This is a genomic window from Subsaximicrobium wynnwilliamsii, assembly GCF_007997225.1.
Classification (GTDB): Bacteria; Bacteroidota; Bacteroidia; order Flavobacteriales; family Flavobacteriaceae; genus Psychroserpens; species Psychroserpens wynnwilliamsii.
In genome coordinates, this window is record NZ_VORM01000002.1 from 267,738 (window position 1) to 291,040 (window position 23,303).

Annotated in this window: 22 protein-coding genes; 9 read left to right on the plus strand and 13 right to left on the minus strand. The window is 39.4% G+C overall.

The genetic code is table 11. The features are described from left to right. Positions 1–38 precede the first annotated feature (38 nt). Both ESY88_RS02525 and rho read right to left on the minus strand, forming a co-directional pair. Complete coding sequence (locus ESY88_RS02525; protein WP_147085326.1) at positions 39–1,244, minus strand: LETM1-related biofilm-associated protein; 1,206 nt, start codon at positions 1,242–1,244, stop codon at positions 39–41. A 391-nt stretch (positions 1,245–1,635) separates the two neighbouring features. Continuing rightward, positions 1,636–3,417 (minus strand): transcription termination factor Rho, encoded by a 1,782-nt coding sequence (gene rho / locus ESY88_RS02530; protein ID WP_147085327.1) that lies wholly within the window; start codon positions 3,415–3,417, stop codon positions 1,636–1,638. A 224-nt stretch (positions 3,418–3,641) separates the two neighbouring features. Between rho and ESY88_RS02535 the strand changes: the two genes are divergently transcribed. Next, on the plus strand, positions 3,642–4,052 hold the full coding sequence (locus ESY88_RS02535) for a DUF4293 domain-containing protein (protein WP_147085328.1): 411 nt from the start codon (positions 3,642–3,644) through the stop codon (positions 4,050–4,052). A 532-nt stretch (positions 4,053–4,584) separates the two neighbouring features. Here the strand turns inward: ESY88_RS02535 and ESY88_RS02540 are convergent. Then, positions 4,585–5,079 carry a metallophosphoesterase family protein gene (locus tag ESY88_RS02540; RefSeq protein ID WP_147085329.1) on the minus strand — a complete coding sequence of 165 codons (495 nt, stop codon included), beginning with the start codon at positions 5,077–5,079 and terminating at the stop codon, positions 4,585–4,587. A gap of 169 nt (positions 5,080–5,248) precedes the next feature. Between ESY88_RS02540 and truA the strand changes: the two genes are divergently transcribed. Together truA and ESY88_RS02550 are read left to right on the plus strand one after the other, a co-directional pair. After that, positions 5,249–5,989 (plus strand): tRNA pseudouridine(38-40) synthase TruA, encoded by a 741-nt coding sequence (gene truA / locus ESY88_RS02545; RefSeq protein WP_147085330.1) that lies wholly within the window; start codon positions 5,249–5,251, stop codon positions 5,987–5,989. A gap of 265 nt (positions 5,990–6,254) precedes the next feature. Further along, positions 6,255–8,024 carry an ABC transporter ATP-binding protein gene (locus ESY88_RS02550; protein ID WP_147085331.1) on the plus strand — a complete coding sequence of 590 codons (1,770 nt, stop codon included), beginning with the start codon at positions 6,255–6,257 and terminating at the stop codon, positions 8,022–8,024. A gap of 5 nt (positions 8,025–8,029) precedes the next feature. Here the strand turns inward: ESY88_RS02550 and ESY88_RS02555 are convergent, their stop codons facing one another. From ESY88_RS02555 to folP, 4 genes are read right to left on the minus strand one after another with little or no spacing between them, the layout of a single operon-like run. Further along, a complete protein-coding gene (locus tag ESY88_RS02555; protein ID WP_189702494.1) occupies positions 8,030–8,809 on the minus strand; it encodes a DUF3667 domain-containing protein in 780 nt (259 codons plus the stop codon). Positions 8,810–8,834: 25 nt separating this feature from the next. Further along, positions 8,835–9,617: a diadenylate cyclase CdaA gene (gene cdaA, locus ESY88_RS02560; protein WP_147085333.1), complete on the minus strand. Its 783-nt coding sequence runs from the start codon at positions 9,615–9,617 to the stop codon at positions 8,835–8,837. A 35-nt stretch (positions 9,618–9,652) separates the two neighbouring features. Further along, positions 9,653–10,360 (minus strand): ExbD/TolR family protein, encoded by a 708-nt coding sequence (locus ESY88_RS02565; protein WP_147085334.1) that lies wholly within the window; start codon positions 10,358–10,360, stop codon positions 9,653–9,655. Between the two features lie 50 nt (positions 10,361–10,410). Beyond that, the gene (gene folP, locus ESY88_RS02570; protein ID WP_147085335.1) at positions 10,411–11,235 is read right to left on the minus strand and encodes a dihydropteroate synthase; all 825 of its coding nucleotides are present in this window, start codon (positions 11,233–11,235) and stop codon (positions 10,411–10,413) included. Positions 11,236–11,664: 429 nt separating this feature from the next. Here folP and ESY88_RS02575 point away from each other — a divergent pair, with 429 nt between their 5' ends. From ESY88_RS02575 to tpiA, 4 genes are all read left to right on the plus strand, one after another. Then, positions 11,665–12,216: a DUF1599 domain-containing protein gene (locus tag ESY88_RS02575; protein ID WP_147085336.1), complete on the plus strand. Its 552-nt coding sequence runs from the start codon at positions 11,665–11,667 to the stop codon at positions 12,214–12,216. A gap of 62 nt (positions 12,217–12,278) precedes the next feature. Beyond that, the gene (locus ESY88_RS02580) at positions 12,279–13,373 is read left to right on the plus strand and encodes a BT_3928 family protein (RefSeq protein ID WP_147085337.1); all 1,095 of its coding nucleotides are present in this window, start codon (positions 12,279–12,281) and stop codon (positions 13,371–13,373) included. Positions 13,374–13,784: 411 nt separating this feature from the next. After that, on the plus strand, positions 13,785–14,861 hold the full coding sequence (locus ESY88_RS02585) for an ABC transporter permease (protein WP_147085338.1): 1,077 nt from the start codon (positions 13,785–13,787) through the stop codon (positions 14,859–14,861). Between the two features lie 643 nt (positions 14,862–15,504). After that, positions 15,505–16,254 (plus strand): triose-phosphate isomerase, encoded by a 750-nt coding sequence (tpiA, locus tag ESY88_RS02590; RefSeq protein WP_147085340.1) that lies wholly within the window; start codon positions 15,505–15,507, stop codon positions 16,252–16,254. 20 nt (positions 16,255–16,274) lie between these two features. Here tpiA and ESY88_RS02595 read toward each other — a convergent pair whose 3' ends face one another. Beyond that, a complete protein-coding gene (locus tag ESY88_RS02595) occupies positions 16,275–17,477 on the minus strand; it encodes a porin (RefSeq protein ID WP_147085342.1) in 1,203 nt (400 codons plus the stop codon). A gap of 67 nt (positions 17,478–17,544) precedes the next feature. Between ESY88_RS02595 and prmA the strand changes: the two genes are divergently transcribed. Continuing rightward, positions 17,545–18,378, plus strand: a complete 834-nt coding sequence (gene prmA, locus ESY88_RS02600) for a 50S ribosomal protein L11 methyltransferase (protein ID WP_147085343.1) — start codon at positions 17,545–17,547, stop codon at positions 18,376–18,378. Positions 18,379–18,493: 115 nt separating this feature from the next. After that, positions 18,494–18,769, plus strand: a complete 276-nt coding sequence (locus ESY88_RS02605; RefSeq protein WP_147085345.1) for an ATP-dependent Clp protease adaptor ClpS — start codon at positions 18,494–18,496, stop codon at positions 18,767–18,769. Between the two features lie 270 nt (positions 18,770–19,039). Here the strand turns inward: ESY88_RS02605 and ESY88_RS02610 are convergent, their stop codons facing one another. The 5 genes from ESY88_RS02610 to ESY88_RS02630 form a co-directional block, all read right to left on the minus strand. Continuing rightward, positions 19,040–20,446 carry an MBL fold metallo-hydrolase gene (locus tag ESY88_RS02610; RefSeq protein WP_147085346.1) on the minus strand — a complete coding sequence of 469 codons (1,407 nt, stop codon included), beginning with the start codon at positions 20,444–20,446 and terminating at the stop codon, positions 19,040–19,042. A 104-nt stretch (positions 20,447–20,550) separates the two neighbouring features. Beyond that, entirely contained in the window at positions 20,551–21,348 is a 798-nt protein-coding gene (locus ESY88_RS02615) for a sulfite exporter TauE/SafE family protein (protein WP_147085348.1), read from the minus strand. A 190-nt stretch (positions 21,349–21,538) separates the two neighbouring features. Further along, positions 21,539–21,952, minus strand: coding sequence for a DUF6691 family protein (locus ESY88_RS02620; protein WP_147085350.1), 414 nt, complete (start codon positions 21,950–21,952; stop codon positions 21,539–21,541). Positions 21,953–21,954: 2 nt separating this feature from the next. After that, a complete protein-coding gene (locus ESY88_RS02625; protein WP_147085352.1) occupies positions 21,955–22,515 on the minus strand; it encodes a YeeE/YedE family protein in 561 nt (186 codons plus the stop codon). Between the two features lie 62 nt (positions 22,516–22,577). Further along, positions 22,578–23,213 carry a Crp/Fnr family transcriptional regulator gene (locus ESY88_RS02630; RefSeq protein ID WP_147085354.1) on the minus strand — a complete coding sequence of 212 codons (636 nt, stop codon included), beginning with the start codon at positions 23,211–23,213 and terminating at the stop codon, positions 22,578–22,580. Positions 23,214–23,303: the final 90 nt, after the last annotated feature.

Consider the following 23,303-nt stretch of genomic DNA (forward strand, 5'->3'; position numbering starts at 1 on the left):
TTTTTTTGTGTTTTTTCCGAAGTTAAAAACACTTGCGTTTACTTTTCAATGTGATTGTCGTCAAATGCTGAAGGCAATAAATTAGGAATCAACTTTGCGAAAATAGGAAGCAGGATCGCTCCTCCAGGAAGCATAAATATAGCCAAACTAGGAATGGTTTTCAAGATTTCAAGCAATTGGGACTGCATTCGTTTTTGTTCTTCCTTGGTAAGATCGGTATGTGTGGATTTGGTGATTAAGGCCAATAGATCCTTGCTTTGCCTAAGTTCCTTTACCAAACGCTTGCTATTGCGGCGTATCAATTTATTGACGAGTCTGTAAGAGTTGTCAAAAAAGTTGCTGATGGGGTTGGTTTGCTGTAAAAGCAAAATTGTTTTCTTGTGCGCTTTTCTAAAACTGGTCACACACTTCATGGCGTTCGTAATATCAGATTCCTTGAGTTCTAATCTATTGGCAAGTTGGATCAAAAACTCAAATTCTGTCGCATCCATAAATTCGTCGTCCCTTACAGAAAGACAGACCAGATCGAGTAGGTATATTTTTTCTTCCTGGCTAATGTTGTAGTCAATATTGTAAATAAGATCTTCCGTAGCCGGCGCTTTTCTGTCGTCAAAGGCTTTGGAGGCTTCTATCATATCAACGACCGCTTTATCTTTAATAGTAATTTCGCCACGTGAATTTAAAGACTGATAAAGCGTACCAACGATAATTTGCTCTAAATAAGCAGCATTCGATTTAATTTCCAGATTAATATTTTTACTGGATTTTTCTAAAAAAAGTTTAAAGATGAAGACGTCAACACAGAGCAAAGAGTTGGTAAAGGATTTGTTGAAATTTTTGGAATGCGTGCTGTCTTCTAAACTAACTCGGTCATTAATCAAGCGTTCCAACCGTGCCGACTGACTCTTACCGATGAAAAACTTATCCCATCTAGAAAAATCTGAGATTTCCAGAGTTTCATAAAATTCGAGAAGTGTTATCGAGAAGCTCTTGTCATTCACGCTGCGATTTCGAAAAGCATACACATGATACATGGCAGTGATCAAGTTGATCTTTGCTAATTCATCTTCAGAATAATAACTGTTTTTAGTGGCAAAAGGTGCGACGCAAGAGACGTTGACGCCATAAATAAAGCCGTAGGTTTTTAAAGCATCGTAAAGCGCGTCGAAATTGCTAAATGGCAGCTGCTGTTTAGCAATTCTGGAGCAAAAATTTTCTATCCAACCGTTGGTTGATGGGTTCATAAGGCTAATTAAAATCGAATGTACAAAGGTATATTTTTTATGGCGATTTTTGAGAGCTCTTTTTTTCAAGAGTTACGAAACCGCAGTTGGTATTTTACCGTATGTAAAAATGATAGCATCAAAACTGGGCTTAAACCCTTTTTTTGCTTTTTGATTTTAATGATCAATAATTAATATCCTTGAATTAGACGGATAATTTGGTTTAGCCTTAACTAAATTTAATTTGTTGATTATGAAGGCTTACTGTATGAGAGTATGGTAAATTGAGAGTTTTTTTGTTAGTGGAAAGCACCTGTTCGTAGTCTGTGAACAGGTGTTTTCTTTTTAATGAAGCGTAAAAAAAAATCCCTGATGTTGAATCAAGGATTTTTGTGGTTTTTAAGAACTGGAATTATCCGTTCATGGACAATAAAAATTCTTCATTGTTTTTAGTTTGTTTGAAACGTTCGTTAATGAACTCCATGGCTTCCACAGGATTCATGTCTGCCAAATACTTACGCATGACCCACATTCGTTTAATGGTTGTTTCATCTAATAGAATATCATCTCTACGCGTACTTGAAGAGGTTAAATCAATAGCTGGGAAGATGCGGCGGTTTGAAATCTTACGATCCAATTGAAGCTCCATGTTACCTGTTCCTTTAAATTCCTCAAAGATCACCTCGTCCATCTTAGAACCGGTTTCTGTCAATGCCGTTGCAATGATGGTCAAAGAGCCACCGTTTTCAATATTTCGAGCGGCACCAAAGAAACGTTTTGGCTTGTGCAATGCATTGGCATCCACACCACCACTCAATATCTTACCTGAAGCTGGTTGTACCATGTTATAGGCACGCGCTAATCTGGTAATTGAATCTAAAAGGATCACAACATCGTGACCACATTCTACCAAACGTTTGGCTTTTTCAAGAACGATATTTGCGATTTTCACGTGTTCGTGAGCTTCTTTATCAAAAGTCGAGGCAATGACCTCACCACGCACATTACGTTGCATATCGGTAACTTCCTCAGGACGTTCATCAATCAATAAGATCATTTGATATACTTCAGGATGATTTGCTGCAATGGCATTTGCAACATCCTTAAGCAACATAGTCTTACCGGTTTTTGGTTGCGACACGATCATGCCACGCTGGCCTTTCCCAATAGGGGAGAACAAATCCATGATACGTGTTGATATGGTGCTTTGTTTTTCGGCGATATTGAATTTTTCCTGCGGAAACAAAGGCGTTAAATGCTCAAAAGACACGCGGTCTCTTACCACCTCTGGTCTTTGGCCGTTGATTTTACTCACTCTAATTAAAGGAAAATACTTTTCGCCTTCTTTTGGAGGTCTCACGTTTCCTAAAACCGTATCACCTGTTTTAAGTCCGAACAATCTAATTTGTGATTGGGATACATAAATATCATCTGGAGAGGACAGGTAATTATAATCTGAAGATCTCAAAAACCCGTATCCATCTTGCATGATGTCTAAAACACCCTCACTTTGTATGATGGCATCAAACTCAAAATCAGGCTCTCTGTAACGATTTCTTGTGTCTTGATTGCCATTGCTGCCACTATGCACATTACCATTTCGTTCTCTAGAACGGGGATTGGGCTGTTTGTTATTATTATCGTTGTTGCTTTTTGGGCGTGGGTTAGGTTTTGGTTTGCTGTCCTTTTGATTTTTGGAGCGTGTATCCTTATCCTGTTTCTTACGCTGTGGCTGCGCTTTTGAACTTGTATCCTTGGCGTCCTCTTCTTTTGATTCGGCTTTTGGCGACTTATCGCTACCAGTGTCTTTTACTTCAGTTTTTTGCTCCTTATGATCTGGCTTTTTATCGCTTTGAACACGCTCTCTAGCCGGTCTAGGCTTTTTGTTGATCGCAGGTTTTTTGACGGGTTTAGCTTCTGAAGAATCGTCTTTTGAAGACTCCTTTTTAGGGGCGTCTTTTGAATCGTCCTTAGAGTCACTGCTTTTGGAAGCGGTGGTCTTGTCATCATCCTTGTTTGAACTTACTTCGATGATTTCTTTTTTTACCTTCTCTGGATTAGCAGCCTGAAGATCCAATATTTGGTAGACAAGATCTAGTTTTTTTAGTGTGCGGTATTTAGGCACATTCAATTTTTGAGCTATAGCCTGAAGTTCAGGAAGCTTTTTTGCTTTTAATTCGGAAATTTCGAACATGTATGTATTTACTAATTAAGATTATTCTATGACATATGATTTGTTTCTCAACTTTTCTGAAATTCTAAATACTGTGGGAAAAATTTGAAATAAATCTGAAGATTAACAAACTGCTACTCTGTAAGTAACCAAGTTGCAATTGCAATAATACAATTTTATTTTATAAATAGATATAAGTTTACAAAAGAAACTACTAATTTTGTGCTTCATTTGATCAAAAAACAATGATTCAACGCATACAAACCATCTATTTATTACTTGCAGCTATCGCGTCTGGAGGACTAATTTTCGTTTTCCATCTTTGGACCAACAGTGAGGATGTGGCGGTATACGCAAAAGACAATTATTTGTATTTAGGTTTGTTTTTGGGGTCTGCTTTGTTATCTTTGATTTCCATATTTAGCTATAAAACTAGGAAGTTCCAATTTGTTTTGGGACGACTTAACATCATATTGAACTTTTTATTGTTAGGACTGTTGATTTATCAACTACTAATGCCGCCTGGAGAGAGTCACATCTCAGAGAAAGGTGTTGGGATTTTTATACCTATTATATCTACCGTTTTGTTGGTCTTGGCCAACAAAGCCATAAAGAAGGATGAAGACCTTGTAAAATCTGTGGATCGATTGCGATAAGCCTATAATCTTAATTATTTTAGTGCGTGAACCCAGGGTGAAGACCCTGGGTTTTTTTAGTGAAACCCAAATCCCAAAAGCCGAAGGCGCATTGGGATTTGCTGGTTGAACTAATCCCGCTTTTTGGCGGGATCTTTTGTTATTTAGTTGAAATCACTACGCCAAATCCCAAAAGCCGAAGGCGCATTGGGGTTTGCTGGTTGAACTAATCCCGCTTTTTGGAAGGATCTTTTGTTATTTTAGTTGAATCACTACGCCCAAATCCCAAAAGCCGAAGGCGCATTGGGATTTGCTGGTTGAACTAATCCCGCTTTTTGGCGGGATCTTCTTGAGTACCTATAAACATCCTTGCTGGACTAAAAATCCCAAATCCCAAATCTCAAATCCCAAATCTCTAAAGCCAAAAGGCAATTTTGATCTTTAATACGAATGGATTTTTCTCGCAGTATAAGTATTGCCAAAAGATAATACCGTTCAAAGCTGTCAAAGCATCCAAAGTTGCATCTGTTTTGGCAAATAAAACTCCTATAAATCATCTCGTAGGAAACTCCACCACTTCCAAATTCTCAATTTTAGCACCCTCAATTGTAAAGCGCAACATGGTGCGCACTTGATGAAACCCGTGTTTGCCAACCGCTCCAGGATTCATGTGCAATATATTGAGACGTTTGTCGGGCATGACTTTGAGGATGTGTGAATGGCCGCAAATAAAAAGCTTTGGTGGGTTGGCTTGAATCAATTCCCGGGTTCTCGGGTTGTATTTTGGCGGATAGCCACCAATATGCGTCATCAACACATCAACGCCTTCGCACATAAACCGGTTATTTTCTGGAAATTCAGCGCGCGCTTCCTTACCATCGATATTGCCGTAAACCGCTCGCAATGGTTTTAGTTTTTTAATGGCGTCGGTCACTTCGAGATTGCCAATATCGCCTGCATGCCAAACTTCATCGGCTTGTCTCACGTACTTTAGGATAGCATCATCTATATAACTGTGGGTGTCTGAAAGTAAAAGGATTTTTGTCATAAACTGAAAAGGATTGTCAAATACTAAGGAATTTCAAATAAACAGAAGCTGTGTTTCAGTGCTGTTTAAACCAGATTTCCTTCCGAAGCAAAACTAATAAAACGTTAATGCAAGGCAATTCACATCAAAACTAATTATCTTTGCCTTTTTACAAAAGTATAGGTTTCCTTTGAGATATTTTATTGAATTATCATATAACGGAACAGCATATCATGGCTGGCAAAATCAACCTAATGCCATCACGGTGCAACAGGTTTTGGAAGAGACGCTTTCTACTCTTTTCCAGCAAGATATCGCGATTGTAGGCGCCGGCAGAACAGACGCTGGTGTACACGCCTCGCAAATGTTCGCCCACTTTGAAACGGCCTTGGAGTTCCCCGAGAATTTAATTTTCAAACTGAATTCCTTTTTGCCAGACGACATTGCGGTACATGATATTTTTGAGGTGCAAGCTAATGCTCACGCGCGGTTCAATGCCTTAAGCAGAAGCTACTGTTATAAGATTTCGACAAAAAAGAATGTGTTCAATACCCATTTGGCTTACGCATTGCATCATGAATTGGAAGTTTCCAAAATGATTCAAGCCTGTGAAATCCTCATGCAATACAAGGATTTTCAATGTTTTTCTAAGTCCAAAACCGAAGTAAAAACTTATAACTGTGATATCATGCAGGCCAGTTGGGAGCAAAGTGCCGATGAATTGGTTTTTACCATCAAAGCCGATCGGTTTTTACGAAATATGGTAAGAGCTATCGTGGGCACCCTCATTAATATTGGCGCTGGTAAATTGGAAGTTGAACAATTGCACGAGATCATAAAGTCTAAAGATCGCAGTGAAGCGGGTTTTTCAGTTCCTGCACATGGCTTATATTTGTTTCATATAGAATACTCTGAGCAGATTAGGAAATAGAGGTCAGCTTCGAGGATGAATGATATAAAAAAGAAAATAGCGAATAGAGGATATAAAAAAGGCATGTAGAACATAGAGACTTTGAGCCTCACAAACCTATAAGCTCGGGGCAAGACCACAAGGTGTGAATTGAAAGCTGTTCTTTGTATTCAGAGCCAAGCCTCTTGTAATAAAACCCTCTGTAGGGATTTAATTGAGACCGCAAACTTCCCAAGTATTTGGGAATTTATTAATTTTAAGAAAAAAAATAACACCAAGTATATAAATGGATACCCCTAAAAAGAAAAAAGCGTTCGACCTTTCCTTATTTAAGCGCTTGTTGCTTTACATACAGCCCTATAAATCGGTGTTTTTTGTGGCCTTGATTTGCGTCATAGGGTTGGCGGTATTTGGTGCTTTGCGACCATTGGTTTTGCAAAAAGCCATTGACGAACATATTGCCATAAAAGAGTATGACGGTTTTATGTTATTGATCATTGCCATGGCGGTTTTGCTCGTGTTGGAAGTCGTGAGCCAGCTGTTGTTTATTTATTATGCCAATTGGTTGGGGCAATCTGTTGTTAAGGATATTCGAGTAAAATTGTATGACCATGTCTTGAGGTTTAAAATGAAGTATTACGATAATTCTTCCGTAGGCGTTTTAATTACTAGAACAGTGACCGATATGGAGCGTATCGCAGATATTTTTGGCGAAGGTCTGTTCATGATTTTTAGCGATTTGCTTAAAATGTTGGTCGTTGGTGGGATGATGTGTTTTATCAATTGGAAATTAAGCCTCATCGCTTTTATTACCATGCCCATTGTTTTGTTTGCCACAAAGATTTTTCAGAAGTATATGAAACGCGCCTTCGAAGAGGTTCGTAATGAGGTTTCGAACCTTAATTCTTTCGTGCAAGAACGGATTACTGGGATGAAAATCCTACAACTGTTCACAAGGGAAGACACGGAATATAAAAATTTCAAAGCCATTAATGAACGTCATAAAAAAGGTTGGTTAAAGACGGTTTGGTACAATTCGGTCTTTTTTCCCATTGCCGATTTGCTCTCGTCCATTACCTTGGGCGCCATCATTTGGGTGGGCGGCTTAATGGTAGTCATGGGCAATACTGCTACTGAAGGTGAACTCTTTGCCTTCATCATGTACGTGCCTATGCTTTTTAGACCGTTGAACCAGATTGCCAATAAATTCAATACGCTTCAAATGGGAATGGTTGCTGCAGACCGCGTTTTTAGGGTGTTGGATACCACATCGCAAATTGATGACGCTGGGACTGAAATTGCTTCAGAATTTAAGGGGGACATCACATTTAAGGACGTTCATTTTTCTTATGTCGCCGATGAGCTCGTGCTTAGAGGTATTTCTTTGGAAGTCAAAGCTGGTCAAACCATTGCCATTGTTGGAGCTACAGGAGCCGGGAAATCGACCATCATCAATTTACTGAATCGGTTTTACGACATTCAGAGAGGCAGCATTTGCATTGACGGTAAAGATATTAAAAGTCTTACCTTAAAGTCCTTGAGAGCACAGATCGCCGTGGTTTTGCAAGACGTATTCCTATTTGCCGATACCATTTTGAACAATATTACCCTCAAGAATCCCAACATTACTGAAGCTGAAGTTATACAGGCCGCCAAGGACATTGGCATCCACAGTTTCATAATGAGTTTGCCAAATGGGTATAAGTACAATGTTAAGGAGCGCGGTGTCATGCTCTCTTCTGGCCAGCGCCAATTGATTTCCTTTTTACGGGCTTATGTGACCAATCCAAGTATTTTGGTTCTGGATGAGGCGACGTCTTCCGTAGATTCTTATTCTGAACAGTTGATACAGGATGCCACCGAAAAAATAACCAAGGATCGCACCTCAATTGTGATCGCGCATCGCTTGGCAACGGTACAGAACGCAGACCAAATCATCGTGATGGATGCGGGCAAAATCGTTGAAAAAGGGACGCATCAAGAATTGTTGAAACTGGAGAATGGCTACTATCGTAATTTGTATGAAGTTCAGTTTCTAAAGGCTGAGGCGGTGTAAAATTTTTATTTAGGTGGTAAAAAATCTTGAGGATTGACAGTGCCTGTAAAAAAAAGTATGAATACTACCAAAATGCTAGTTCCTATGTATATAATGAAAAAAGCAATCAAAAATAGCAATACTTTAATAGTAAGCTGCTTGATGCTTAGTTTGAACAATCGTGTCAAGATATAGCAGTGGTAAACAACTATGAATACGTACATCACATTGGCAAATGTGAAGTAATAGTCTGGTGCAATTGCTAAAACGGATAAGCCGAAAACTACAGACAGCAACGAATAGACAGACATGCTATATAAATAAACAATAACATGTTCGGTATAATTATAGCTTTTATTGTAAAACACGATGAGACTTACCAAAGCCGCGACCGGAATTAATAAGGAGAAAAACAATGAGGCATATTCTAAGGATATATCGGTAGAGAGTGCCATGATCTTTTTGGTGGCTTCATTGTTGGCTGCGTCAATATTGCCTACCAAATCAGTGGCATCCAGATATTTCTTATAGAACTTATTTATTATAAATATGTTCAGTCCGTTAAGGGTTAAGATGATTCCAAAGAAGCCTATAGGATTTACATAACGATTTCTTGTGCCTTGCACATAGCTATCAATTACTACTTCTGGTTTTTTGAACAGATCAATAAAGGTTGACAAAAACTTATTGTCATAATTGAAAAAGGTCTCCCCTACATGCGCGCAAAGGTTTTTAAAGCTAAGTCGTTTTTTTATGACTTTACCACCGCAGGAGTGGCAGAATTGGCTTGCTTCAGCGAGTGGCAAATAGCAGTTTTTACAATCCATTTTCCTAAGATAAATCTTTGTTGAGCAAAGTTGTCAATTCTGAAATGTCTTCAAAAACCACAAATTCACCAGCTTTGATGTAGGAAATCTGTCCGGTTTCTTCACTTACAACTAAGGCGACCGCATCGGTTCTTTCAGTGATGCCTACTGCTGCACGATGCCGCAAACCAAAACGTTGGGGGATGTTGCGCTCGCTGCTTACAGGAAGGATGACCCGTGTGGCCTTGACCACATTGTTCTCAATAATTACGGCGCCATCGTGAAGCGGACTATTTTTAAAGAAGATGCTTTCAATGATGGGCTGGGTCACTTTAATGTTCATTTCATCACCAGTGCTGGTCAAAAAATCCAGACTGTTGTTGCGTTCCAAGACGATGAGCGCGCCCGTGTGGGATGAGGACATCTTATCGCAGGCCGAAACTATGGCCACAATGTCGTTTTCGGTCTCATGTTCTGTTTTTAAAAACGTGATGCGCTCAAACAATTTACTTCTTCCACCCAAATTAGTGGAGCCAACCATGAGTAAGAATTTCCTTATTTCCGGCTGAAAAACAACAATCAAAGCGATAATACCCACACGGATGAAGCCGTCAAAAATACGATTGAGCATGAACATATTCAGCAAATCGGTTAGGCGCCAAACCAAATAGATAATGATAATACCAATAAAAATTTTTATCGCAACTGTTCCTTTGATAAGCTTGTAAATATAATAGAGTAGGATGGCAACGAGAAACACATCGATAAAATCAATGATCCCGAAATCCCAAAATTTGAATTTATCCAAAGTGCTGGTGTTTTTGTAAATTTAACAAAATAGGGTTAATAAATAAATTCATTCTGGTCTATCGTGATATAATTGGAATCTGCGGCTGTCAATTGCGATTTCACATGGATGTAGTCCTGAAAACTAAGATTTTTGTCAAACCACAATATCAAAATAAATCCCTTGGCATTGATTGCTTCCCTAATGGTAGTAATTTTACTCAATGCATTTTCAATGTCCAAAAGCTCTCCGTTTAAATAGGTATTACCGTCTTCTTGGATGTAAATTTTCAAAACGGGCATTTTGCTGGTGATGCTTGGGTTTTTTAGGTAATCTTCCACTCTAAGCTCCAGCTTTGGTATGGGCTTGGTTTTGAGCTTCTGGATTTTGTAATAGACCTCGGTAAACTCCAAAAACCCTAGGTTTTTGATGCTGGTATCGTTGCAAGTGTAGTAGTTTTTCGCGTTTTCATTCTTGTGCAGTTCCGCATTGCGTTTTTTATCCTGCATGATTTGAATCTTCGGGATGGCTTGCGAAAGTTTAAGACGCTTATCCACATTGACCAGCCAATTTGTGGTGCTGATGAGGTTTTTACGGTTGAGCTCCACACTATCTGCTTTGGTTTCATCATAAAACAGGTAGGCAGGAGAGACGTCTAAGACTTCAGTGATTTTGGCATTTTCAATTTCGGGCAGAAGGATTTTTTTTTCATTTCCGCAGGAAAATAAAACCATGCTAATTAGAACTATGTATATTTTTTTCATTTTTTTTTACTTAACAACTTAACAACTTAACAACTTAACAACTTAACAACTTAACAATTCAATAACTTTACTAAATGAACACACTCCATCGCTTCCTTGACATCATGCACACGAAGAATTTTGGCGCCTTTCTGAAGGGCAATGGTATTGAGAATGCTGGTGCCATTGAGTGCTTTTTCCGCAGTGGTATTTAGACTTTTATAGATCATCGATTTTCTTGAAACCCCTACCAAAACTGGTAACTCTGCCATTTTGAGCAGTTCGAGTTTGTTGAGCAACTCAAAATTCTGTTCTAAAGTCTTGGCGAAACCAAAACCAGGATCTAAAATTAGATCGCTAATGCCCAAGTGTCTTGCTTTTGCAATCCGTTCAGAAAAATAAAATACGATTTCCTTAATCAAATCCTCGTAATCAGTGAGATTTTTCATGGTTTTTGGAGTGCCTCGCATGTGCATCATGATGTAAGGCACCTTGAGCTTTGCGATGGTTTCCAACATTTGTGCATCCAAATGCCCTGCCGAAATATCGTTGATCATACAGGCACCAGCATGAACAGCCTGTTTTGCAACCTCACTTCGGAAGGTGTCCACAGACATCAAAATCTCAGGAAATTGCTGCTGCAGTAATTCTAATACTGGCAAAAGGCGTTGCAGTTCTTCTGCTTCGGAAACCGTTTCAGCATCAGGTTTGGAACTTTGTGCCCCAATGTCGATAAACGTGGCGCCTTCCTTCAGCATGAGGGTCACTTGATCTAAGATCGCTTTTTCCGATTTAAAACGACCCCCATCATAAAAGGAATCTGGTGTAACATTTAAAATGCCCATGACCTTTGGCGTGGTTAGGTCTATGAGTTGGCCTTTGCAATTGATGGTCATGAGGTGGATTTCGAGTTCAAAGTTTAAAATTCAAATTTATAGCTATTTACTAAAATTAAGTTCAGTTCAGGATAAAAATTAGTATAACCTTCATTTAATCCTACTTTGTAGTGATGAAATTAAGAACTAATGGATTTTCAATCAAAAAACCGTGGGAAATCAATAACCTCGGGGCAAGCCTACAGGATATGGGTTGAAAGATGTTTTTTGTACTTCGAGGCAAGCCTCGGGGGAGAAAACCCTCTGCAGGGATTTGTAGGTCTTAAACATCCAATGGTTTAAAATTATTGAAAATTGGGAACTCAAGGGATGTGATTCAATAGTTGTCAAGTTCTTATTAAATTTGGCGGTATCTCTGTAAAACTTTAAACCCTGAACTTTGAACTCTGAACTATTTAGGCGAAATTTACGCAAAATTAAAAATGTTCCATGAAGGATACCTCGAAGCAGTACGACGCAGTGATTGCGAAATGCAGAAGTCTTTTTGTAAATAAAATGGCCGATTATGGCAGTGCTTGGCGTATTTTGCGATTGCCAAGTTTAACCGATCAAATTTTTATCAAGGCGCAACGCATAAGAGGTTTACAACAAAATGAGGTTCGCAAGGTCGACGAAGATGAAGTGAGCGAATTTATTGGCATCATCAATTATAGCACCATGGCTTTGATTCAATTGGACAAAGGAGTTGTAGAGCAACCTGACCTTGACTTAGCGGAAGCCGAGCAATTATACGATCAAAAAATTGCCATTGCCAAACAACTGATGCTTGATAAAAACCACGATTACGGAGAGGCCTGGCGCGACATGCGTGTTAGCAGCCTAACCGATTTGATCTTGCAGAAATTGTTGCGCGTGAAGCAAATAGAGAACAATGCAGGCAAGACAATTGTTAGCGAAGGGATTGAAGCCAATTATCAGGACATGATTAATTATGCAGCGTTTGCGTTGATTCATCTAAACCAAGATGGCGAAATCGCATAAATTCCAGAATACAAATATCAAATTGAAATTTGCTTTAATCCATTCAGCATAAAAAAAGAATAATGAGAATAATTGTCAACATTTGCAGAATCTTAGTAGGAGCCCTCTTCATTTTTTCAGGTTTTATTAAACTGAATGATCCGCTTGGCTTTTCATATAAACTTGAGGAATATTTTAGCTACGATGTGTTGAATCTTCCTTTTCTAATGCCTTATGCATTGGGGTTGGCCATATTTGTAGTGGTTTTTGAAGTCGTATTGGGCGTGTTTTTGCTCATTGGTTATAAGCCCAAATTCACTGTGTTTAGCCTTTTGGCGATGATCGTCTTTTTTACATTCTTGACGTTTTATGCAGCTTATTTCGAAAAAGTCAAAGACTGCGGTTGTTTTGGGGATTTTCTAAAACTCACTCCCTGGGAATCATTTACTAAGGACCTCATCTTGTTGACACTCATTATTGTCTTGGTAATTGGCAGGCGTTTCATCAAACCCGTATTTAGTAGATTTGGCTTGACCGTTGCGGCATTGCTGAGCTTTATAGCCTGTTTGGGTTTTGGTTATTATGTATTGATGCACCTTCCTGCTTTAGATTTTAGACCTTATAAAGTAGGGGACAATCTTCTGGAAAACATGGAATTGCCAGAAGATGCACAAATGGCAATTTCAGATTATACATGGCATTATACGGAAGGAGGGGAGGAGAAAACCTTGACCGATCGTGGGCGCGGGCCAAAATCTTACGATAAAATAATTAGTGTTGATACCAAAGTGATCCAAGAGGCCGATGTGCCTAAAATTCAAGATTTTTCCATTGAATCTGAAGATGAGGATTTGACTGAAGCATTTTTAAATAAAGACAAATTGGTAATCGTAGTGGCCTATAGCTTGGAAAAAGCAGAAACTGCTGGTTGGAAAGATATAAAAGTCAAAACCGACGAGCTGAAGAAAAAAGGCTTTACTGTGATTGGAATGACCGCTTCTGGGGATGATAAAAAACAGGAGATTAGCGAGGCCTATGATTTGGATTTTGAGTTTTATCTGTGTGATGAAAAAGTGCTGAAAACAATTGTGCGCTCTAATCCAGGACTTGTTGTTCTCAAAAAGGGAACCGTGATTCAAAAGGTGCATTGGAATGATATCGACGATTTGGAATACTAAGCACCACGCATTATAATTTGCAATGGATGCCAATAAACAGTTCCAAATTAAATGAAAACGAAGCTCGTCATTGAGAATCTCAAATTGAAATCTGTTAAGCGGTTTAGAGTTCCTTGACTTATATCGGCCTCGAAAGTGGCTTGCTGAAACAATTCATCCTAAATGAGATCTGAGATGTTTAGCTGAAGCATTGGTTGCTTTTGTGAAAATCAATGGCAAATTGAAAGTCGGTAAGACGCCTTTCATACATAAGTGCAGAGGAGATCAAGACCATTGAATCTGAATCAAGACGTTTTAAAAAGGAATCTGTCGCATTTGAAACTCATAAACGGGATCCGCTCAAAATCACAGACAAAAATGAATCTATAGTACCGATACCATTTTTTATCTTAACAACAAACAACAAACCAACTGCTAAACTACCTCCTAAATAAAATCTTTTACGCCTTACTTACCTTATTTGGTGTGGTTACTGTGATATTTTTTTTATTCAACGTTTTGCCCGGCGATCCCGCGCAAATGATGTTGGGACAAAATGAGGACAGTGATCAAATTGCTGCCGTAAAAGCGAAGTATGGCTTTGACAAACCACTTTCCACACAGTATTTTTATTATTTGAACGATTTGTCTCCTATTTCGTTTCATTCCACCAAAACAAGTGATTACACGTATTTGGCAGAAGGTAAATATTCAGCAATAACATTGTTCACCATTGGAGAACATACCACTGTAATCAAATTTCCTTACTTACGCGAAAGTTTCACAAAGCAAGGAAAAAAGGTGTCTGAGGTAATTGCTGAAACCTTGCCCAATACGGCGATTTTGGCGGTTTCGGCCATTTGCATCGCCATTATTCTGGGCGTGATCTTGGGGATAGTATCTGCATTGTTCAAAGACCAATGGTTGGATAAGACCATACAGGTGTTCAGTACATTGGGTATGAGTGTGCCCTCGTTTTTTAGCGCGATTCTCTTTGCCTGGTTTTTTGGGTTTGTCTTGCACAAATACACCAACCTCGAAATGACAGGAAGTCTCTACGAACTCGATGATTTTGGCGAAAAGATGCAGCTCCAATTAAAAAATCTAATTCTACCAGCAGTGGTCCTGGGCATTCGTCCCTTGGCAGTAGTGATCCAATTGATGCGTAATTCTTTGTTGGAAGTTTTCAATCAAGATTACATTAGAACTGCAAGGGCTAAAGGGTTGAGTGAAATTCAAATCATTAGAAGACACGCCGTGAAAAACGCATTGAATCCTGTGGTTACAGCCATTTCCGGCTGGTTCGCTTCCATGCTGGCAGGAGCGGTTTTTGTAGAATACATTTTCGGTTGGAATGGCCTCGGTAAAGAAATCGTGAATGCCTTAAATACGCTGGATTTACCAGTGATTATGGGTGCAGTTTTGGTTATTGCATTGCTTTTCATAATCATCAATATTTTTGTGGATGTCATTTATGGCTGGTTGGACCCGAAGGTTAAACTTGAATGACTTGTCTCAGTCCCAGTTTTCAGTCGCAGTCTCAGTCGTGATTGAATTGTTTCTTCGCGTGCAAATTAGTCAGACAACTTTGCGCCTTTTAGGCTTCGTTAGAATACACAGCCAGCAACAACAAGCAACACTCCGATATAAAAATAATCCTTAGCCTGTGCTTCTGTATAAATATTTCCATGTACCAAAGTCCATGTTCATAGCACCCATTCTTCCGAAGCATCCTTAGGTCAGAATTTTTGTCAATTCCGAAGTGGAAAAGCTTACTTTCATAGAGCTCATAAAATGACATGAGGATAAAAAAGGCTAGCCGAATCTCAAAACATTGCAGACAGAAACTCCAGAAATCGCCTTTTTGTTTTTATCTTTGAATAAGACACGGCAAATTTGTTGACGCAGCAGCATGAACTATAGGTTTATGCTCTGTGTTATTTCAAAATATGGGTTTTTAATTTACTTGGCGATAGCGCTTCTTTCAATATTTTGAACAAGCGATTCAGCGACTAAAATGCTGTCAAAATTTTAGAATCTCAATTCAATAGATTTAAGATCAACTAATTTCGACAAGACTTTGAAGGCCTTGTCATTATAAATAAAATTAAAGTTTAACTAAAACATACCACGCTCAAGACGTGGCACAGCGATGAGAAAACACATAGTAGCAGGCAACTGGAAAATGAACAACGATCTAGCGGAAACAGAAACTTTACTTTCCGATTTGAAAAAACAATCCAAAACCTCAAATGCCGAGGTCATGATTTCTCCAGCATTCACAAATCTTTGGCATGCTTTTCAGTCCACTCGAGAGGATGATATTGAGGTCATCGCCCAAAACATGCACTTTGCTGAAAACGGGGCTTATACAGGCGAGGTTAGCGCCAGCATGCTCAAAAGCATTGGTGTTAAGACGGTGATTTTAGGTCACAGTGAACGTCGCGCTTATTATAATGAAACCGACGCATCTTTGGCAAAAAAAGTAGATGCAGCTTTAGCAAACGAGTTGCGCGTCATTTTCTGTTTTGGAGAGGAATTGAAAGATAGAAAGGCTGGAGATCAAGAAAAAATCGTTGCAAGCCAGATCAAGAATGCGCTATTTCATTTGGATGCAGCCGCTTTTAAGAACATCGTTTTGGCCTACGAGCCTGTTTGGGCCATCGGTACTGGAGAAACTGCAAGCCCAGAGCAAGCGCAAGACATGCACGCGTTTATTAGAAAAACTTTAGACGGTAAATATGGTGTCAACGTGGCCAATACCATGAGTATTCTTTATGGCGGAAGCGTAAAACCTGCAAACGCAAGAGAGATTTTCTCCAAACCCGACGTTGACGGCGGATTGATTGGGGGCGCATCCCTCAAGGCAGAAGATTTCTACGCGATTGTGAATGCTTTTTAAGAGAACAAGATCGTTTTAGATTAAATTCCTATTTCAACCTGAAAGCGTAAATACCAGTTTTCAGCATGGGTAGTATCAAAATAGTTGAGGTCAGTTCTTGTGACTTCCGCTTGCAGTTTGAGAGCATGTTCCCAGATGTATTTGGTAACTCCCAATGTGTACTGATTGGCTTGAGGTGTTAAACTTGCAATTTTAGCATTGGGTGTTTGATGTGAAAATCGACCAATCACTTCATAGTTGTTTTCAAATAGATAGCTTAACTGCGTATCAAACCCGTCGCCAACATAAGCGTATTCGAGATTGTTGCTATCGTTTGGATTGATTGTGATGGGGTCATCAGCCATCCGTTTCATATAAGCCGCTTGAAAGGCCCAGCCATCATATTTGACGACCGTATCAACAAACAAGGATTTCAAATCCCGTCTCTCAAATAGTTCGTTTCCCAGTGTTCCTTGGTTTCGTCTTGCTTTCTCGTTGTAATGATACACTCCAGAAATCATGATTTTAGGCCTGTCTTCGCGCTTTAAATCACCTTCAAAAAATGTTCCGTTGCTTTGAAAAGAGCCAAGAGGGAACAGTTCCAGTTTACCTGTAAATGCCAAACCATTATCGGGTTCTCTGGTCCAGTTTCGCCCTTCTCCAGTGCTGATCGCTGTTTTGACATTGTATGAAAATTTAGTTTCCAACTCGTTCAGATAGTAAATTTGTAGACCAAAATCACGATCAATATTGAAACGTGCATTATTGATACTTCTGTCGGTTAATTGTAATGCGCCAGAAGAGTTGATACGCTGTCTGTTTCCAGGTAATTTTGTTTGACCAAACCCAATGTTCCAATGTTTGTTTGGCCGGTAAAAAACGACTGCATCTCTAATGATATTTATGTTCTCTCCATTTTCAATTGCGCCAACATCTCCAGGTGAAAATGACAATTGGATCACGTAAATTATTTTTGGGTCACCAACATAACCATCAAATCGCAATCGCAAGCGTCTTATCAAAGCTTCATAAGCTGGGTCCTCATCATCATTGCGGAGGTAAGTAACCCTGTTTTGCATCCTAAAGCGAATATTAAGTTGAAAAATACTGTCGGCTGATGTAATTCCTAAGCCTTTTCCATAATTGTAATAGGGAAGTGCCGAAAGTTTTATATCGTTATTATCCTGTGCTTTTACAGAAGAAAAAACGAGTAATACCATTAAACAAAAAAACAGATTTTTCATAAAATTTTTTATTGGCCGCAAATGTACTAACTAATATGAATGATTAGTAAATTTGAAAAAAAAAATCATGGCAGAAGGATATATAGAATATCAGTTTAAAGTCGAACCCTTACAACCAGCAGTAGACATTCTAATCGCTGAATTGGGCGATGCAGGTTTTGAAAGTTTTGTAGAAACCGAAGCAGGTGTTTCCGCTTACATCCAAAAAAAGGAATGGCACGACGGTATCTTAGACGATACCCAGATTTTAAAGTCCGATGAATTTGAGATTTCCTACACTTCTGAAGCAATTGAACAAACCAACTGGAATGTAGAGTGGGAGAAGAACTTCAATGCTATAGTTGTCGATGATATGTGTTCTGTAAGAGCACCTTTCCACGAGAAGCCCAATACCAAGTACGATATAATCATTGAACCAAAGATGAGTTTTGGCACAGGACATCATGAAACAACGCACATGATGATTCAGCATATTTTGAAAGCAGATCTTCAGGATAAATCGGTGTTAGACATGGGTTGTGGTACAGGAGTTTTAGCGATACTTGCCGAAATGAGGGGCGCCAAACCCATTGATGCCATTGATTATGACAATTGGTGTTATCTCAACAGTCTCGAGAATGTGGAGCGTAACAATTGCGAACACATCACTGTGCTCGAAGGTGATGCGCAGCTGCTTTGTGGTAAAAATTATGATGTTATTATTGCCAATATCAATAGAAATATCCTGCTTCAAGATCTTGCTGTTTATGCAAAGGCGTTAAATAGTGAAGGCTCGTTGTTTCTCAGCGGATTCTACAACGAGGATATCGCTAGTATTGAAGCCGAATGTGAGCGATTAGGCCTAAAGCGTTCAGCGACATTAGAACGTAATAAATGGGTGGCTTTAAAATTCAAGAACTAATAAATGTTAAGATATTGAGAAGCTTTAAAACCGTAAGCTTAAATTTTGTAATTTTGCTATGGGTACAAGAAATTTGCCTCTATTATACTCAAATTTAAAGAAGTACGCATAAATTATGAGCACCAAAGAAAAAATACAGGAAGAATCACAAGTTGATACTTTAGAACAGCATCTCAATGAGATTGTGTTGTTTAATGACGATGTCAATAGCTTTGATCATGTCATAGATACCTTGATGTATGTGTGCAACCACACGCCAGAACAGGCGGAGCAATGCTCAATCTTAGTGCACTACAAAGGCAAATGTACCGTTAAGACCGGTACATACGATGAGCTTGAACCTAAATGCTCCAAGCTTTTGGAAGCAGGTTTGAGTGCTGAAATTGTGTAATTATTAGTTGATTGTTTTAATCATTTTTGAATACGCTTTTCCAATTTCTCAACAACTATTAATTTTTCAATGAGTATTTTACTACTGAATTGTTCAGGAGATGAATCTAGATCTCCATGTTGAATAAGTAATTTTTTGCTAACCATCTTCTAAATTTTTTAGCTGAACACAATTTTTATTGATTGGAAGTATCAAAAACAAGAAACGGTTCAGGATTATAAAATCTCGGAAGGTTTCGTGTTTTTGACTCTGCGTTGCTGCGATAAAAAACTACAATGTAGACGGACAAATAAATTCTGTAATTGGCAAATCGGTATGTTTAATCGCGCCAAATCCTCCAGCAACATCTACCAAATCATGATATCCTCTAGCCTTTAAGATAGAGGCGGCAATCACACTTCTGTAACCACCAGCGCAGTGTATGTGGTAAGTTTTGTCTTTAGAGACTTCATTCATGTGGCTATTGATATAATCCAAGGCAAAATGCTGTGCATCTTCCAAGTGCTTGCTTTTATATTCGCCATCTCTTCTAACGTCCAAGATGTTGAGATCTTCAGATTTAGCCAATTTGGCAAATGTTTCCGCAGAAATGGATTTTAGTTTATCAATATCTCTGCCCGAAGCTTTCCAAGCATCCATGCCACCTTCCAAATAGCCCAAAGTATTGTCATAACCCACGCGTGATAGTCGCGTCACGGCTTCTTCGCTTTGACCTTCTGGCGCAATCAATAAGATGGGTTGCTTGATATCGGTTATCAAAGCGCCAACCCAAGGGGCGAATTGCCCGTTGAGACCTATGAAAATGGAATTAGGGATGTGGGCTTCAATGAAATCTGCTTGGTTACGCACATCCAAAACCAGGGCGTCTTGATTATTGGCAATCGTTTCAAATGCTTCAGGCGATAACGGAATGTTTCCGGTCTTTAACACAGTTTCAAAATTATCGTATCCAGACTTATTAAGCATGGCGTTTTTGGCGAAATATTGTGGGGGTGGTGCGATACCGTCCAATACTTCTGCAACAAATTCAGCCTTGGTCATATCTTTCCGTAGGGCATAGTTGGTTTTTTTCTCATGGCCTATGCTTCCCACCGTTTCTTTGCTCAAGTTTTTTCCGCAGGCCGATCCAGCGCCGTGTGCAGGATATACAATAACCTCATTGGCGAGTGGCATTATTTTATTCCGAAGGGAATCATAGAGCATGCCTGCAAGGTCTTCCTTGGTTAAATCGGACTTAATTGCCAAATCAGGACGTCCAACATCGCCAAGAAACAAGGTGTCTCCAGAAAATAGGGCGTGATCTTTCCCCTGCGCATCAATGAGCAAATAGCTTGTGGATTCAAGCGTGTGCCCGGGTGTATGTAAGGCTTTGATGATGATGTTTCCCAGTTTGAATTCCTCATTATCTGCTGCTGAATGGATGTCGTAACTCGTTTTAGCTCCCGGGCCAAAAACGATGGTAGCGCCGGTCTTGTTTGCCAAATCAATATGGCCAGAAACAAAATCGGCATGGAAATGCGTCTCAAAAATATATTTGATTTTTGAACCACTAGCTTGGGCTTTATCAATATATTGTTGCGTCTCTCTCATGGGGTCAATGATGGCCACTTCGCCTTGGGATTCGATATAATAAGCGCCTTGTGCCAGGCAGCCTGTATAAATTTGTTCAATGTTCATAAACTGAAAGATTTAGGTTGTAACTAAAAGAAATTTGGTACTTATTTTGTTTCCTTCAAAGATAGGGTACCGTTGAAGTCCACTTTGTGACTTTTGTCACTGTACTAAAATAGTTCCCGGTATAGGATCGCTATGGCCACTAAAAGTGTAAACCATCCAAAACCGCGTTTTAATTTTTCGGCACTAATATATTTTGAAACATAAACACCAACAATAATCCCCAGGATGGAAATGCCTGAAAAGATGAGTAAAAATGGCCATTCAATGCTTCTGCTTTGAAGGTCGCCCGTGAAACCAATGAGTGAATTGAGCGCGATGATGAATAAAGAACTGCCAATTGCGGTTTTCATGGGCATTTTGGCCAAGAGTACCAAAGCTGGTATGATTAGGAAACCTCCGCCAGCACCAACGACCCCTGTAAGTAGACCAACACAAATACCAATCAAAATTAGAAATGGGATATGGATGCTTTCGGCTTTTTCTTTAGACTCTAAATCCTCATGTGATTGAATCATCGAGAGAGAAGCCAAAAACATGATGACCCCAAAAAAGGCCATAATGAAAAGGTCTTTCGTGATGATTAGGTTGTCGGTTTGGAATAGAATATCTGGAATGGCGGGCACCAGATACCTCCTCGTAAAATATACCACTGTAAAGGCCGGTATTGCAAATATGATGGCTGTTTTAAAATCGATGAGTTGTTTCCGGTAATTTTGAAAAGCGCCAATAGAAGAGGTAGTACCCACCACAAAGAGTGAATAGGCAGTGGCTGTAACTGGATTTACACCAACTAAATACACGAGTACTGGGACCGTAATGATTGAGCCGCCACCACCAGTGAGTCCTAAGACAAGTCCCACAGCAAAGGCGCCAACATATCCTAAAATAGTATATAGTTCCATTATTTCATTTTTGGTAAAAGACAATTTAACATTATTTCGGCCATACTACTTGGAGTTTAGTCTTCAATCCCTCCTGAGGGTATTCCCCGAGGCTTGCCTCGAAATACAAAGAAATCTTTCAATTCATACCTTGAAGGCTTGCCCCGAGGTCATTGCTTTATTTTTATGGTATTTACTCCCGAGAGGTAGCTCAATGAGGCAATTTAGGCTTAAGTACTCCATACACATAAGTGCCTAAAATAGCAGCCGCAATTACAATGAGCATTGAGAATACACCAGTGCCGACAAGGATGTACATGGGGCCAGGACAAGCACCAGATAAGGCCCATCCCAATCCAAAAATACTGCCACCAACCAAATAATTGGTAATGCCGCTTTCCTTGGCAGGAACCTGCATTTGTGCGCCCTTGATATTCTTGAACTGAAATTTCTTGGAAATCAAGAGTAATAAAATTCCAGTAAGCACTGCAGTGCCTATGATGCCATACATGTGGAAGGATTCAAATTTGAACATTTCATAAATGCGGTACCAAGAGACTGCTTCCGATTTAACGAGTACTATTCCGAAGATAATTCCAACGAGTAAAAATTTCAAACTTTTCATAGTCAACTAAAAATTAAAGGAAACAGTAAATGAATCATGACCAAACCTCCCAAAAAGAAACCAACCACTGCGATGAGCGAAGGCAATTGCAAATTACTCAAGCCAGTAATGGCGTGCCCTGAGGTGCAGCCGCCGGCATAACGGGTGCCAAAACCAACTAGGAATCCACCAACAATCAAAATAGCTAAACCCTTAAAGCTCAATAAGGCGTCCCAACTATAGAGCTCTGGCGGTAGGAGGGCGTCTCCTGCATTTTTAAAACCAAGTTGGGACAAGTCGCTTACCGTTTTGGGATTGAGATCGATTGCGACTGGTGCCGATAACAAAAAATGTGCGATAAAGCCACCAATAACGGCTCCAAGCACTACAATGAGGTTCCAACGCTGGGCTTTCCAGTCAAAATCGAAAAATTCAGTCTTTTTTCCAGCACCCCCAATGGCACAAAAGGTGCGAAGGTTGGACGACATGCCAAAGGTTTTCCCAAAATAGATGAGCGTGAACATGACGATGGCAATCAAGGGACCAGAGATATACCAAGGCCAAGGTTGAATTAGGTATTCCATATAAGTGATGTATTGAATGATGCGATTAAATATAAAATAAGTTTTTGCGAAATAAAAGCGCTCTAGAATTCCAAAACCTCAATTTTGTTACGACTGAGTTTGAGGATGTGATCGTTTTCCAGTTTTTTGAGAAGTCTTGAAACCACAACGCGCGAGGTGTTGAGGTCTTCAGCGATATTTTGATGGGTTTTGCTAATGATGGTGTTGGCATTTAATTTAACCTGATTGGTTAAATACTTTAATAGGCGTTCATCCATCTTCATAAATGCGAGGGTATCTATGGTTTCGAGCATCTCGTCAAAGCGGGTTTGATAAGATTGTAGTATGAAATTGCGCCAGGTTTCGTTGGTATTGAACCACTGGCTCATTTTGTCGTTCGGAATCATGATGACCTTGGTATCTTTGTCGGCAATTGCCCTAATCCGGCTTTTAGATTTTGCCACGCAGCAAGTAAGTGACATAGAACAGGTATCGCCAGACTCTAAAACATAGAGCAACAGCTCATTGCCATTATCGTCCTCTTGCAGCACATTTATATTGCCATCTAACAGTAAAGGCACATGCGTAAGAGTTTGACCAATGTCTATAATGATTTCATCTTTTTTAAATTCCCTTACTTGGCCTTCTGATGCTATGTTTTTCAATAAGTCATCGTCAAACTGATATTGGAAAGGATTGAGTACGTTTAGTGGTATCATAAGCCAAAAATAAACATTTAGAAATTTGAAATAAATAGTTTGGTATATTTTTAATAAATGCTTTATATTTGCACCCACTTAAAAAAGCTT

Bases quoted from the DNA above. Each gene is read 5' to 3' on its own strand.
- ESY88_RS02605 (WP_147085345.1), top strand. From the start codon at position 18,494: ATGAGCACCAAAGAAAAAATACAGGAAGAATCACAAGTTGATACTTTA.
- ESY88_RS02580 (WP_147085337.1), top strand. From the start codon at position 12,279: ATGAGAATAATTGTCAACATTTGCAGAATCTTAGTAGGAGCCCTCTTC.
- tpiA (WP_147085340.1), top strand. From the start codon at position 15,505: ATGAGAAAACACATAGTAGCAGGCAACTGGAAAATGAACAACGATCTA.
- ESY88_RS02630 (WP_147085354.1), bottom strand. From the start codon at position 23,213: ATGATACCACTAAACGTACTCAATCCTTTCCAATATCAGTTTGACGAT.
- ESY88_RS02565 (WP_147085334.1), bottom strand. From the start codon at position 10,360: ATGAAAAAAATATACATAGTTCTAATTAGCATGGTTTTATTTTCCTGC.
- ESY88_RS02550 (WP_147085331.1), top strand. From the start codon at position 6,255: ATGGATACCCCTAAAAAGAAAAAAGCGTTCGACCTTTCCTTATTTAAG.
- ESY88_RS02595 (WP_147085342.1), bottom strand. From the start codon at position 17,477: ATGAAAAATCTGTTTTTTTGTTTAATGGTATTACTCGTTTTTTCTTCT.
- ESY88_RS02625 (WP_147085352.1), bottom strand. From the start codon at position 22,515: ATGGAATACCTAATTCAACCTTGGCCTTGGTATATCTCTGGTCCCTTG.
- ESY88_RS02620 (WP_147085350.1), bottom strand. From the start codon at position 21,952: ATGAAAAGTTTGAAATTTTTACTCGTTGGAATTATCTTCGGAATAGTA.
- rho (WP_147085327.1), bottom strand. From the start codon at position 3,417: ATGTTCGAAATTTCCGAATTAAAAGCAAAAAAGCTTCCTGAACTTCAG.
- ESY88_RS02615 (WP_147085348.1), bottom strand. From the start codon at position 21,348: ATGGAACTATATACTATTTTAGGATATGTTGGCGCCTTTGCTGTGGGA.
- prmA (WP_147085343.1), top strand. From the start codon at position 17,545: ATGGCAGAAGGATATATAGAATATCAGTTTAAAGTCGAACCCTTACAA.
- ESY88_RS02525 (WP_147085326.1), bottom strand. From the start codon at position 1,244: ATGAACCCATCAACCAACGGTTGGATAGAAAATTTTTGCTCCAGAATT.
- ESY88_RS02610 (WP_147085346.1), bottom strand. From the start codon at position 20,446: ATGAACATTGAACAAATTTATACAGGCTGCCTGGCACAAGGCGCTTAT.
- folP (WP_147085335.1), bottom strand. From the start codon at position 11,235: ATGACCATCAATTGCAAAGGCCAACTCATAGACCTAACCACGCCAAAG.
- ESY88_RS02575 (WP_147085336.1), top strand. From the start codon at position 11,665: ATGAAGGATACCTCGAAGCAGTACGACGCAGTGATTGCGAAATGCAGA.
- ESY88_RS02540 (WP_147085329.1), bottom strand. From the start codon at position 5,079: ATGACAAAAATCCTTTTACTTTCAGACACCCACAGTTATATAGATGAT.
- ESY88_RS02535 (WP_147085328.1), top strand. From the start codon at position 3,642: ATGATTCAACGCATACAAACCATCTATTTATTACTTGCAGCTATCGCG.